At 53.7% G+C, this 13,619-nt stretch carries 11 protein-coding genes; 8 read left to right on the top strand and 3 right to left on the bottom strand.

The window, feature by feature from the left end; genetic code table 11:
• Positions 1-60 precede the first annotated feature (60 nt).
• From M4I31_RS12950 to M4I31_RS12940, 3 genes are read left to right on the top strand one after another with little or no spacing between them, the layout of a single operon-like run.
• Entirely contained in the window at positions 61-1,083 is a 1,023-nt protein-coding gene (locus M4I31_RS12950) for a methionine ABC transporter ATP-binding protein (RefSeq protein WP_038640275.1), read from the top strand.
• Positions 1,076-1,744, top strand: coding sequence for a methionine ABC transporter permease (locus M4I31_RS12945; protein ID WP_069324235.1), 669 nt, complete (start codon positions 1,076-1,078; stop codon positions 1,742-1,744). Before M4I31_RS12950 ends, M4I31_RS12945 begins: the two co-directional genes overlap by 8 nt.
• 21 nt (positions 1,745-1,765) lie before the next feature.
• The gene (locus M4I31_RS12940; protein ID WP_003029358.1) at positions 1,766-2,578 is read left to right on the top strand and encodes a MetQ/NlpA family ABC transporter substrate-binding protein; all 813 of its coding nucleotides are present in this window, start codon (positions 1,766-1,768) and stop codon (positions 2,576-2,578) included.
• 78 nt (positions 2,579-2,656) lie between these two features.
• Here M4I31_RS12940 and ttrA read toward each other — a convergent pair whose 3' ends face one another.
• From ttrA to ttrB, 3 genes are read right to left on the bottom strand one after another with little or no spacing between them, the layout of a single operon-like run.
• A complete protein-coding gene (gene ttrA / locus M4I31_RS12935) occupies positions 2,657-5,722 on the bottom strand; it encodes a tetrathionate reductase subunit TtrA (RefSeq protein ID WP_085049434.1) in 3,066 nt (1,021 codons plus the stop codon).
• Positions 5,715-6,737, bottom strand: a complete 1,023-nt coding sequence (ttrC, locus tag M4I31_RS12930) for a tetrathionate reductase subunit TtrC (RefSeq protein WP_085049433.1) — start codon at positions 6,735-6,737, stop codon at positions 5,715-5,717. The genes ttrA and ttrC overlap by 8 nt, the downstream gene beginning before the upstream one ends.
• Positions 6,738-7,472: a tetrathionate reductase subunit TtrB gene (gene ttrB / locus M4I31_RS12925; RefSeq protein ID WP_085049432.1), complete on the bottom strand. Its 735-nt coding sequence runs from the start codon at positions 7,470-7,472 to the stop codon at positions 6,738-6,740.
• Between the two features lie 227 nt (positions 7,473-7,699).
• Between ttrB and ttrS the strand changes: the two genes are divergently transcribed.
• The 5 genes from ttrS to M4I31_RS12895 all read left to right on the top strand — a co-directional run bounded on the left by ttrS (position 7,700) and on the right by M4I31_RS12895 (position 13,614).
• A complete protein-coding gene (gene ttrS / locus M4I31_RS12920) occupies positions 7,700-9,433 on the top strand; it encodes a tetrathionate respiration histidine kinase TtrS (RefSeq protein ID WP_139815598.1) in 1,734 nt (577 codons plus the stop codon).
• Positions 9,408-9,992, top strand: coding sequence for a tetrathionate respiration response regulator TtrR (ttrR, locus tag M4I31_RS12915; RefSeq protein ID WP_038640289.1), 585 nt, complete (start codon positions 9,408-9,410; stop codon positions 9,990-9,992). The genes ttrS and ttrR overlap by 26 nt, the downstream gene beginning before the upstream one ends.
• A 91-nt stretch (positions 9,993-10,083) precedes the next feature.
• Positions 10,084-10,293: a fumarate hydratase FumD gene (fumD, locus tag M4I31_RS12910; RefSeq protein WP_038640291.1), complete on the top strand. Its 210-nt coding sequence runs from the start codon at positions 10,084-10,086 to the stop codon at positions 10,291-10,293.
• Between the two features lie 478 nt (positions 10,294-10,771).
• Positions 10,772-11,398, top strand: coding sequence for a ferredoxin-like protein (locus M4I31_RS12905; RefSeq protein ID WP_038640293.1), 627 nt, complete (start codon positions 10,772-10,774; stop codon positions 11,396-11,398).
• A 113-nt stretch (positions 11,399-11,511) separates the two neighbouring features.
• Positions 11,512-13,614 (top strand): aldehyde ferredoxin oxidoreductase, encoded by a 2,103-nt coding sequence (locus tag M4I31_RS12895; protein ID WP_038640295.1) that lies wholly within the window; start codon positions 11,512-11,514, stop codon positions 13,612-13,614.
• The last annotated feature ends 5 nt before the right edge of the window (positions 13,615-13,619 follow it).

The following is a 13,619-nucleotide window of genomic DNA, read 5'->3' as shown; positions in this document are numbered from 1 at the left end:
TGCTAAACAGCTAAAAGCGCTAGCAGGATTACAAAAAGCAGCAGCGGATACCCAAACGACATGATTGTCCTGAAAAATATTTCAAAAGTGTTTACGCCAGGCAGGCTATCCATTACCGCTGTCGATAACGTCAACCTGACGGTTGAGCAGGGACAGATTTACGGAATTATTGGTTACAGCGGGGCGGGTAAGAGCACCTTAATTCGCTTGCTTAATGGTCTGGAAAAACCGACCTCCGGCAGCGTGACGATTAACGGCCACGATATCTCTGCCGCCCGCGGAGAATCTCTGCGTCAGGCGCGACTGAAAATCAGCATGGTGTTCCAGCACTTCAACTTACTGTGGTCGCGCACGGTTAGCGAAAATATTGCTTTCTCTATGCAAATCGCGGGTGCGCCAAAGGCGTCCATCAAAGCGCGGGTTGCCGAACTGATTACGCTGGTTGGGTTGAGTGGTCGCGAGAATGCTTATCCGTCTCAGCTCAGCGGCGGGCAAAAACAGCGGGTGGGAATTGCCCGCGCGCTGGCGAACAATCCTGACGTACTGCTATGCGACGAAGCCACCTCGGCGTTAGATCCGCAAACTACCGATCAGATCCTTGATTTACTGCTCGATATTAACCGTCGCTTCAAATTAACCATTGTGTTGATCACCCATGAAATGCACGTGGTGCGCAAAATCTGCGACCGCGTGGCGGTGATGGAAAACGGTAAAGTCGTTGAAGAAGGCGACGTGCTCAGCGTCTTTACCCATCCGCAGCAGCCGATCACCCGACAATTCGTGCGTCAGGTCAGCCAGTACGCCGAAGAAGATGAGTTCAACCCACAGCTGGCACGCGAACTGGGCGGCGTGGTGATCAAGCTAACGTTTACCGGGCAACGCACCCACCGTCCCGTCGTTGGAGAATTGACCCTGCGCTACGGCCTGCCGTTTAACATTTTGCACGGCAAGATGACGCAAACCGCGCACGGGGTGTTTGGTCAGCTATGGGTGCACGTTGTGGCTACCGAGGAGCAACTGAGCAATATTCTGGCCGACCTGCGTGATAGCGACATTGAAGGTGAGGTGATTCAACATGGCTGAAGGACTGTTCCCCCATCTGAAATGGGATCAATTATTAGCAGCAACGCAGGAAACGCTCTATATGACCGCGCTTTCTGGCGTGGCGACCTTTGTCCTTGGGATCGCCCTTGGCCTGGCGCTGTTTCTGACGGCGCGTGGCGGACTGTTCCACAATCGCGCCGTGTATAGCGCGATTTCGCTGGTGGTGAATATCTTCCGTTCGATCCCCTTCATCATTTTGATCGTGCTGCTGATCCCATTTACCAAAGCGATGGTTGGCACCATTCTCGGCGCTAATGCCGCGCTGCCTGCGTTAATTGTGGGAGCCGCGCCGTTTTATGCGCGTCTGGTCGAAATTGCCCTGCGTGAAGTGGATAAAGGCGTTATTGAAGCGACACGTTCGATGGGCGCACGTCTGAGTACGCTTATTTTTCGGGTTTTACTGCCGGAATCTTCTCCCGCTCTGGTGTCCGGGATCACCGTGACGCTGATTGCGCTGGTCAGCTACAGCGCGATGGCGGGAGTCATTGGTGCCGGGGGTTTAGGGAATCTGGCCTATCTGGAAGGATTCCAGCGCAACCACAGCGACGTCACGCTGGTGGCGACGGTGACGATTCTGCTCATCGTCTTCATCATCCAGCTTTGCGGCGATGTGATCACCTCTCTGTTAGATAAACGCTAATAAAATACGGAAACCATTATCATGAAAAAATCACTGACATTACTCGCCGCAGCAACCTTAAGCGCCCTGAGCTTCGCCTCCTGGGCTGATACGCTGACCGTTGGCGCATCAAACGTACCGCACGCGGAGATCCTTGAGCAGGCCAAACCGATTCTGGCAAAGCAGGGGATCGACCTGGAAATTAAGCCGTTCCAGGATTACATCCTGCCGAATACCGCGCTGGCTGGCCGTGAAATTGACGCTAACTACTTCCAACATATTCCGTATCTGAACAGCGTGATTAAAGATCATGCTGGCGATAAAACCTATGACTTCGTCAGCGCCGGAGCAATTCACATTGAGCCGATCGGCATCTATTCGAAGAAGGTGAAATCGCTTAAAGATCTGCCGGAAGGCGGCAAGGTCATCATGCGCGATGCGGTATCTGAGGAAGGCCGTATTCTGTCGATTTTCGAAAAAGAGGGTGTGATCAAGCTGAAGCCGGGGGTGGACAAAGTCACCGCGCGCATTAGCGACATCGTGGAAAACCCGAAAAAACTGAAGTTCCTGCCTAACGTGGAAGCGGCGCTGTTACCGCAGATGTACAACAACGACGAAGGCGATGCGGTGGTGATTAACGCGAACTACGCTATCGACGCGGGGCTGGATCCGGTGAAAGATCCGATTGCCGTCGAAAGCGGTGAAAACAACCCGTATGCCAACATCATTACCGTACATCGCGGCGATGAGAAGAAAAAGGATATTGTGGCGCTGGTAGACGTGCTGCATTCAAAAGAAATTCAGGACTGGATCCGCACTAAATATAAAGGCGCGGTGATCCCGGTGAATAACTGATCCGCTTTTTGCCTTATCCGGCCTACAGAACGTTGTAGGCCGGATAAAATGCGTTAGCGTTGCCACCGGACGCGCGAGTTACACGCGCTCAATTCTCGCTGGCAGCCCCTGGCGTACCGCCGCACCCGACACCCAGTCAAGCCAGGTATTGGTTACCTGCCGGGTAGGATCCGCAAAGCCCAAGTCATTGAGATTAATTCCCGACCTTATCTGCGCGTCAAATGGCATCGGCTCGCCGTCGAGCGTATGCTGCGCTGCGCCCATTTCTTTATGTCCATAGCCATGTTCAATGGCGATAACTCCCGGCATAACACCATGAAGCAGGCTTATTTGCGCCTGTACCTGACCGCCAGGCGTAGTGATACGTACCGTATCGCCATGTGCTAAGCCGTACCGCTTACCATCCTGCGGGTTGAGCGCCACCAGATTAACCGGCTTCAGATGATGCAGGCGTGGGATGACCGCCGTGGCGCTGGACATGGTATTGGATTTAAAGGAGATCAATTTCAGCGGCCATTCTTGTTCCGGGAATAACTCCTCGACCGCACGTCCGTCTGACAGGCGCGAAGGATACCAGGCCGGGCAGCCGCTGTAGCGCTCGCCGGTAATCGCATGGCGGTGCGCGGCGACATTCGCATTCCAGATTTGCAGCGGTTTTTCCCACGCATTGCCGACGCGATCCTCCACCCGGCCACTGCTGGCTGGGGCGAAACGCCCGCCGCGTGAATACACAAATGCCACCCGGCTGGCTTCATCGGCTTTCAGCGTTTGCGTTATCACCGGCATGATCCGTTGCACCCCGGTCAAGGCAATGTCTTCCGGCTGAGCCTCCGGGACCGGTGATTTACCCATAAACGCAATATTGGCGGCGAGGCGCAGATAATAATCTTCCGCACGATTTAACGGATACTGATTGCCCTGTGGGTCGGTAATCGCATTATCACCAAAACCAGGCAAACCAATGCGTTTTGCTACCGCAATACAGAAAGATTCCATTGAGGCCGGTTGACCGTCAGCGGTACTGCTGGTTGCGGCTCTGACCACGGGCCAGCGAGCGGTGGTAGCTTTGCTGGCGACGCCCGCCCACGGGGCGCTGAATCCCCAGCTTTCGAAGTTATGGGTATCCGGCACGATGTAATCTGCCAGCGCCGTGGTTTCGTTCATAAAGGCATCAATGGCGATAAATAGCGGCAAACGCGCAGGATCTTTAAGCTTTTCTTCCGCCACGCCGCGCAACCCTGCGATGCCGTAAAACGGGTTGGTCATGTTAGAGATCCAGGCTTTTAGCGGATAAGGGTAGCCTTCGAGTGCCGAGACAAGAAGTTCAGTAAGTTGACCTGCCACAAACGGATACCAGGGGGCTTTTGCCGGGAAGGGCGATTGTCCGGCGGCTACTTTATTGCGGTACTCTTCGGAAGACTCATACGCGGTTTTACTGCGTGCGATGCTTAATCCCTTTGGTTTAATCTTCCCGGTGAAACTGTCCATGTTGTAGCGTGGTCCATCGGTGGCGCCATTGAACTTGCCGCCGCCGACAAACACGCCGCCTTCAAGACTCAGGTTGCCAATCAGCGCATTGAGCATCATTACCGACCAGGCGTTATAAAATCCATTACCTGCCATCATGCCGCCGTGGGCGATCACCGCCGCTTTACGTCCGTGGCGGGTAAACGCGTCGGCCAGTGCGCCAATGTTTGCTTCAGACACACCGCACTGCTGGCTGTATTGCGCCAGCGTGAGTTTTTCGGCGGATTCTTTCAGGCACTGGAGGCTGCTTTTTACCGTCACCGTCTGGCCGTCTGCCAGCGTCACCACACGGGTGACAAACAACTGCGCGCGTGGGCAACCGCTGGCGGCGACAATTTCTCCGGCTTCGTTAACGACCACCGGCTCCTGGGCGGCGTTTGCGTTCAGATGCGCGAGGGTTAAATGCTGCCCGGCAAGATTTGGGATCTCATCGGTGATCACCAGATGCGTGGCGTTGCTCCAGCTTTTTTCACCGGCTTGCTGCATGGCCTGTACGCCGGGAATCGCAAGGTAATCGGTGTTATAGCGCTGTTTTTCGATTATCCAGCGGATCATACCCATCGCCAGCGCGGAGTCGCTTCCCGGACGCACGGGCTGCCAGTGGCCGCGATCGTCAGCCAGTACCGTGGTTAATGGCAGGGCTGGCGCCACCACCACATAGCGGAAGTCGTCGCGTAAACGAGCGCTGGCGAGCTGGCGAGCCTGGCGTTTAAACGGGTTGCCGGATTGCGCCGGAGAGGTTCCCATAAACAACGCGAACTCGACATTATCCCAATCGGGCTTCACGTGGGTATTTTTATCCAGATCGCCCATTAGCGCACCAGAACCGGCCCGGTAGGCCAGACCGCAGTAAGCGCCATGCGCGCCGAAGTTTTTACTGCCGAAACTGTTCAGTGCGAAGCGACGTAAAAACGTATCACGTCCTTCATCGCTGGTATTGGTGACCAGCAACTGATTGGATTTGGGCCCAAAGCCGGGATGTCTGGCATCAAGCGGCGTATGGGGATCGTGAATTGCCCGCAGGCCATCAACATGGCCCTCACCAAACAGGTCACCGCCTTCCACCACCTCTGTGATTAATTGTTCGAAGCTGATGCGCTGCCATTTTCCCTCGCCGCGTTTGCCGACGCGTTTCATGGGCTGCAGAATGCGCTGTGGGCTGTACAGACCTTCAAGTAAGGTTGCGCCACGAGCGCAGGCGGTGGAGCGCGCGTCCAGACCCGACTCGCCCGCCAGTTGCGCCATTGCCGTGGCAAAGGGAACCGAGGCGTCAATATGGTGCTCGTGAGATAATGGATGATAAGGGTTACCGGCAATGCGCAGCACCTTGCCTTGCTCACTATCAACGCGTACCCGCACACCGCACTGCGTCCAGCAGCCAAAGCACTGCGTCATTGAGATCACCTGCTGCGGATTTTGCTGCCATTGCGGCCGGGCATTGGCTTCAGGGATGAGCGCATTACCAAAGATGCGGTCGCGGGTAATTTTACCAGAGGTACCGTCCAGCAAACCGTCCAGTGCGCGCTTTGCTACATCCCGATAACTCAGACCAAACGTCACCATGCCACCTACGGCAAGACCGACTTTAAGCCACTGACGACGGGTTAAATTAGCCATGTTGCATTCTCCTTGCGATCGCGTTCAGGGCTTCACGAACAATAATAATCAGTGCTATCCACAGGCCGAAGGTGCCCACAATGGCCAGCCAGCCATCGGTGCCGCCGGGCAGGGTGTAAGGATTAAATTGGGCGTTAAATTTCGGTACGGTCTGTACCTGGATGAGTAACGTCCAGCGCATCAGCCAGCACAGCGCCATGGCGCTAAACGCCAGTAATATGCGCAGCAGCCGCGATAATGGAAAACGCAGCACCAGCCCGCAAAGGACGAGCGAGACAAGCCATAACGCAACCCAACCGATGGCGTAGTGTCGTGCCGAAGAGGCGACATCCAGCCACTGGCGAATTGCTGAACCGGAGAGCGTATTGCCGCTCACCCAAATTGCCACCACGATAGCCAGCGCGCTCAAGGCCACAATTTGTCCCCACGCCAGTTTGCGCAGCAAAGATCCTTCACTGTTTGTTGCAGCGATGAGCAGGGCGAGGAACGTTTGTAGCGCGCTGAGGAACATTGCAACCGGAAAGGCGTAGCTGAACCAAATGGGACGCGCCTGCACCACCGACACTTCGCGACCGGTGTAAACCAGTAATCCGATGGCGGATAAGGCGCTACCGACGGCCAACCATTTAGTTACACTGTAACTTTTATGCGTTATCCGCTTAACGTGCTGCGCCAAAAACCACAGGCCCAGGAAGCCGGTGAACAGCGGTAAAAACAGCGCGCCCCATGGCATCCAGGACCATGGCGTTGGATAAGCATAAAAATGCCAGACGCGGGCGGTTTGGTGTAAATCGGCGGTTAGCGCCAACGGGGCGGTTATTGCACAGGTCAGGGCAATTAACAGCGTCAGGTTTTCCAGGTCCGGCGTCTCTTGTTTGCGCCAGTGCAGCACGCAGGCGAACAGCGCGGCGCAGGCGGCAATACCGATGAAAAAGAAATACTGTACGGCCCAGGGTAACCAGCTTACATGTTGCGGATGGGCCAGAACCTCTTCGATAATCAGTGAATGGTTCATTTAAACCTCCTGCCAGAGAGCGGGTTGAGCGCGTCCCATTAACGGGGTGACAAACGCTTCATCCAGACCCAGATAAAACACGTGCGGTGATGTTCCGCTTTCGGGTTTTAGCACTTTGATGGCCTCATGGTGTTCATGCAGCATTTGAGAAATCCGGCTGTGCGGATCTTTGATATCGCCAATGATGCGTGCGCCGCCGACGCAGGATTCCACGCAGGCCGGGAGCAGCCCCGATTCCAGACGGTGTACGCAAAATGTGCATTTATCGGCGGTTTGCGTTTCATGGTTGATGAACCGCGCATCGTAAGGGCAGGCCTGCACGCAGTAAGCGCAACCCACGCAGCGGGTGTTGTCGACGACCACAATACCGTCTTCACGTTGGAAAGTGGCCTGCACCGGACAAACGGGTACGCAAGGGGGATTATCGCAATGGTTGCACAGGCGCGGCAGCAGGACGTTGGTGACGCTTTGCTGGCCTGTAAGCTGCACCTGATACTGGTTAACGAGGGTTCTGAATTCTCCCTGCGGCGTCTGGTTTTCAATAGCGCAACTGACGGTACAGGCCTGGCAGCCGATGCAGCGTCGCAGGTCAATCAACATGGCGTAGCGATGCGCGAGTGAGCCTTCATGGCGTTCAGGCGAGAAGGGGAATTGCGCCTGCGCCAGGGGGACCAGTGAAGCGCCAGCGGTCAGGACGCCCAGTTGCTGGAGAAACTGCCGTTTACTGCTGTCCATATTTTCTCCCGTCACGGTACAACAACGAAACATTGGTCACGCCGTTGATTTGTGTGTGATGAATAAAGAATCTCAATGATTTACAGTGTAAAAATCGTGACGGGGGGTACTCTATTGTGGTTAACCACATACCCGGCTTGTTGTTGATCTAAAACAACATAATTGACAGGGATAATTGAGTGGGACGCAACGTAGTAAGATGCCTGACGGTACTGGCGTCGCTGTGGATGCTAAGCGGCACGGTCGCGGCGCAGACATGGAACATTGGCGTGTTGGCAATGCGTGGGGAGATCTCCACACGTCAGCACTGGCAGCCGTTGGAAACCCTGTTGAATCAGCAAATTCCCGGTGAGCAGTTTCATATACAACCGCTGGACCTGCACCAGATGCAGGAGGCGGTGAATCGTGGCACGGTACAATTTGTGGTCACCAATCCGGCGCAGTTTGTACAGCTAAACAACCGCTCTGCGTTACGCTGGCTGGCGTCGTTACGTTCTACCCGGGGAGGCAAAGCCGCCAGTAACGTGATCGGTAGCGCGATTCTCGTCAGGCGCGATAGTGGAATCACTTCCGCGCATGATCTGATCGGTAAAACGGTTGGCGCCATTGATGCTCAGGCTTTTGGCGGCTATTTGTTGGGGTATAAAGCACTTAGCGATGCCGGTCTGCGACCTGAGCGCGATTTACGCCTGAGGTTTACCGGTTTTCCTGCCGATGCCTTACTCTATTTACTACGCGAAAAAGCTGTGCAGGCGGTGATTGTGCCGGTGTGTCTGCTGGAAAACATGGATGAGGAAGGGCTCATTCATAAAACGGACTTTAGGGCTGTACTCAACCATCCGACCTCGATTCCCTGTTTAACCAGTACGCCGCTCTATCCTGACTGGTCATTTGCGGCACTGCCTGCAGTGAGCGACGAGCTCGCCGATCGCGTCACACGGGTGCTGTTCAATTCTCCGCAGAATGCAACGTTTCGCTGGGGAGCGCCTGCCTCGACACGCGAAGTAGAAGCGTTGCTACGCGATGTCCGCCAGCATCCGCAGCAGCGTCAGCTCTGGCTGGACGTCAAAAGTTGGTTTATCCAGCACCAGCTCGCTATGGGGGCTGTGGCCGTTGTGCTGTTGCTGCTGACGCTCAATTATATCTGGGTGATGCTGCTGGTTCGTCGTCGCGGCAGGCAACTGGAGCGGAACAGCATTCTGCTGCGCAAACAAGAACAGGCGCTGGAAACCGCTCGCCAAATGAGTGTGCTTGGCGAGATGACCTCCGGGTTTGCCCACGAACTCAATCAGCCGCTGTCGGCTATCCGCCATTATGCGCAGGGCTGTTTGATCCGCCTGCGCGGTCAGGATAAGCAGCATCCGTTGTTGCCTGCGCTGGAGAACATTGATGTTCAGGCGCAGCGGGGCGCTGATACGTTGCACAATCTGCGCCAGTGGGTCAGCCAGGCGCAGGGTAATCCGGTGATGACCGATGACTGGCGGGCCGTCAACGTTCATGATGCAATTCATCACGTCTGGCAATTATTGCGCATGCCCCAGCAATTCCCGGCGGTGGCGCTGCAAACGCGTGTCGGCAAGACGTTAACGCTGACTCTGCCAAGCGTTCTGCTTGAGCAGGTGCTGGCCAATCTGGTGCTCAATGCGGCCCAGGCCGGGGCAACCACGGTATGGTTTAGCGCTCAGCGTGAGGAAGGGGATGTGCGTATTCAGGTGCAGGATAACGCTGGCGGTATTGATGAGGCGCAGTTGTACCAGGCTTTTCAGCCTTTTATGACCACCCGTAAAGAAGGTATGGGGCTGGGATTAGCCATTTGTCAGCGGCTGGTGCGTTACGCAAATGGCGACATTGAGATCAAAAATCATCAGGCTCCTGATGAAAAAGCGGGGGCGGTAGTGACATTACATTTTAAGCAAAACCAGGAGGGAGGCCGTAGTGGCATTAATTCATCTGCTGGATGACGACATTGCCGTCACCCAGGCCTGTGCGTTTTTACTGGAAAGTCTGGGATATGAGGTATGTTGCTGGGAGCAGGGTGAAACATTCCTCGCAGGGGCAAATCTGCACCAGGTGGGCGTACTTTTGCTGGACATGCGTATGCCGGTACTGGATGGGCACGCTGTACATGAAGCGATGCGCCAGCGAGAAAGTACGCTGGCGGTGGTGTTCCTCACCGGGCATGGCGATGTGCCGATGGCGGTTGAGCAAATGAAACGTGGAGCAGTCGATTTTTTGCAAAAGCCGGTGTCCGCCGGGCCTTTGCAGACGGCGTTAGAGCACGCTTTGCAGGTTTCTCGCGCCGCTTTCTCGCGACAAGAGATCGTGGCCTGCTATCAGATGCTCACGCCAAAGGAGCGAGAGTTGGCGCAACTGGTTGCAAAAGGGTTAATGAATCGGGAAATTGCGGACGCTATGAATATTGCCGTGCGCACGGTTGAAGTTCATCGCGCGCGGGTGATGGAAAAAATGCAGGCGCGGAGCCTTGCGGAACTGGTAAATCGACTGCAGCGGATCCGATAGATTTATGACATTTGTTTGATTTCATTGAATTTTGTCTAATTAGCCAGAGTGATATATGCTGTTGGTTTGAGTTAATGACGAGCGGGCAAATATGGGAAATCAGACCAAAGACGATGAGTTGTACCGGGAAATGTGCAGAATAGTCGGTAAAGTAGTACTGGAAATGCGCGATCTGGGACAAGAGCCAAAGCATATCGTCATTGCGGGTGTGCTGAGAACCACCCTCGCCAACCAGCGTGTAAAGCGCAGTGAGCTAGAAAAACAGGCCATTGAGACCGTTATTAAAGCATTGGCCGGATAATCCATAAAAAGAGGAGGGCAGTCATTTGCGCCATCCTCTTATTCTCGTCACGTTATTCTATCAATATATATAATTTAGGACTGCAATTAGAGAAATATACTCCGCTGTATATTTCGTTGTATATCGATTGATATATAAAAATATATTTGAGAGTGAAGTCACAAATATTTGCAAGCCATATGAAATATTATTTCAACTTATCTTAATGATAATAAATCTCACTCCGCATTAATTACTTTCCTTCCGTTTTTTAATTGATGACGATCAAAACGACGGGCGCTGAATAACCACATTATCATTGTGCCTAACCCTAAAGGATTAGATTCATTTAGTTTAACCACCGTCATTTATACGATCAGGTTAGGGCAAATATTCACGTGTTGTTGGCAACATTAATGGCCGAATTGGCCCGATCTGTGCGCAAAAATTAGCCTTGATGTGTTGCCGCTACTGCGTTTGCGAAGAGGATGCGAAATAAATGAACCAGGTTGATCGTCCATTTTTAGATTGTGGTTTAACGCGGCTTGAATTCCTACGTATATCCGGAAAGGGTCTGGCAGGACTGACCATTGCACCCGCGTTGTTATCACTTTTTGGTTGTAAGCAGGAAGATATCGACAGCGGTACCGTTGGACTTATCAATACGCCGAAAGGGGTGCTGGTAACGCAGCGAGCACGCTGCACTGGTTGTCATCGCTGCGAGATTTCCTGTACCAATTATAACGATGGGGCCGTTGGCACCTTCTTTTCCCGCATCAAAATTCATCGTAATTACTTCTTTGGCGATGATGGCGTCGGGTCCGGTGGCGGACTGTATGGTGATTTAAACTATACCGCGGATACCTGCCGCCAATGCAAAGATCCGCAATGCATGAAGGTCTGCCCGATTGGCGCCATTACCTGGAAGCAGGAAGACGGTTGTATTGCCGTGGACCATAAACGTTGCATTGGCTGTAGCGCTTGTACCACAGCCTGCCCGTGGATGATGGCGACCGTCAACACGGAAACAAAAAAATCCTCAAAATGTGTGTTATGCGGGGAATGCGCCAATGCGTGCCCGACTGGGGCATTAAAAATTATCGAGTGGAAAGATATTACCGTTTGATAGAGGGCAGGCATGCCTGATACGCGTCATTAATTGCCAAAAATAGCGCAGTTTTGAATAAAAAAGCTGCCTGACGGGTATATCTATTAAACCTTCTTGCAAAGGAAAACATGATGGCTAACGGTTGGACAGGTAATATTTTACGGATCAATCTCACCACGGGTAATATCACCCATGAAGATTCCAGTAAATTTAAGAAATTTATCGGTGGGATGGGCTTTGGGTATAAAATTATGTACGACGAAGTCCCGCCAGGCACCATGCCGTTTGATGAAGGGAATAAACTGGTTTTCGCCACCGGGCCATTAACGGGCTCGGGCGCACCCTGTAGCTCCCGCGTCAATATCACCTCCTTGTCAACATTTACCAAAGGTAATTTAGTCGTAGATGCCCACATGGGCGGTTTCTTCGCCGCACAGATGAAATTTGCCGGTTACGACGCCATTATTATCGAAGGTAAGTCCGCGTCGCCAGTCTGGATCAACATCAAAGACGATAAAGTCAGCATCGAAAAAGCCGATTTCCTGTGGGGCAAGGGCACGCGCGCCACAACCGAAGAGATTTGCCGCATTACCAGCCCTGAGACTTGCGTCGCCGCGATTGGCCAGGCGGGGGAAAATCTGGTACCGCTCTCCTGCATGATCAACAGTCGCAACCACAGCGGCGGCGCCGGTACTGGCGCGGTGATGGGCTCGAAAAATCTGAAGGCCATTGCGGTAGAAGGGACCAAAGGTGTCAACATTGCCGACCGCAAAGAGATGAAGCGGCTCAATGACTATATGATGACTGAGCTTATCGGCGCCAACAACAACCACGTTGTGCCGAGCACCCCGCAGGCCTGGGCAGAATACTCTTCGCCAAACTCGCGTTGGACGGCCCGCAAGGGACTGTTCTGGGGAGCGGCGGAAGGCGGGCCAATTGAAACGGGTGAAATCCCGCCGGGCAACCAGAATACCGTCGGTTTCCGTACCTATAAATCCGTGTTCGATCTCGGACCTGCCGCTGAGAAATACACGGTAAAAATGAGCGGCTGCCATTCGTGCCCGATTCGTTGTATGTCACAGCTCAATGTCCCGCGGGTGAAAGATTTTGGCGTACCGAGTACCGGTGGCAACACCTGCGTGGCGAACTTTGTGCACACCACCATTTTCCCCAATGGCCCGAAAGATTTTGACGATAAAGACGATGGGCGCGTGGTGGGAAACCTGATTGGTCTGAACCTGTTCGACGATTATGGCATCTGGTGTAACTACGGGCAGTTGCACCGTGATTTTACTTATTGCTACTCGAAAGGCGTTTTTAAGCGCGTACTGCCTGCGGAAGAGTATGCGGAGATCCGCTGGGATCAGCTGGAAGCGGGCGATCCTAATTTTATTAAGGATTTTTACTATCGGCTGGCGCATCGCGTGGGGGAACTCAGCCACCTTGCGGACGGTTCATATGCCATTGCTGAACGCTGGGATTTGGGTGAAGAGTATTGGGGTTATGCCAAGAACAAACTGTGGTCGCCGTTTGGTTTTCCTGTCCACCATGCTAACGAGGCTTCAGCGCAGGTTGGGGCGATCACCAACTGTATGTTTAACCGTGACTGTATGACGCATACCCATATTAACTTCATCGGTTCCGGTTTGCCGCTGAAATTACAGCGCGAAGTGGCGGGCGAATTGTTTGGTTCGCAGGATGCCTACGACGAAACCAAAAACTACACCCCGATCAATGCCGCGAAGATCAAATATGCCAAATGGACGTTGCTGAAAGTCTGTTTGCATAACGCGGTCACGCTATGCAACTGGGTCTGGCCGATGACGGTTTCGCCGCTCAAGAGCCGTAATTATCGCGGAGATTTGGATCTGGAAGCGAAATTTTTCCAGGCGGTTACCGGAGATGAAACCACGCAGGCGAGTCTGGATCTGGCCGCTGAACGTATCTTTACCCTGCATCGTGCCTATACGGTCAAACTGATGCAAACCAAAGATATGCGCAATGAGCACGATCTCATTTGCTCCTGGGTGTTTGATAAAGATCCGAAGATCCCGGTCTTCACCGAGGGGACCGACAAGATGGACCGGGAGGACATGCGCCTGTCACTGACGATGTTCTATCAGGAAATGGGTTGGGATCCGGAGCTGGGCTGCCCTACGCGCGAAACGCTAAATCGACTCGGACTTGAGGATGTGGCAGCCGATCTGGCGGCACAAGATCTGTTGCCAGCGTAAGGAAC

The organism is Citrobacter sp. XT1-2-2, assembly GCF_023516235.1.
Lineage (GTDB): Bacteria > Pseudomonadota > Gammaproteobacteria > Enterobacterales > Enterobacteriaceae > Citrobacter > Citrobacter werkmanii.
The sequence above is the reverse complement of the archived record's forward strand: the minus strand, read 5'-3'. Positions and strand labels throughout refer to the sequence as shown.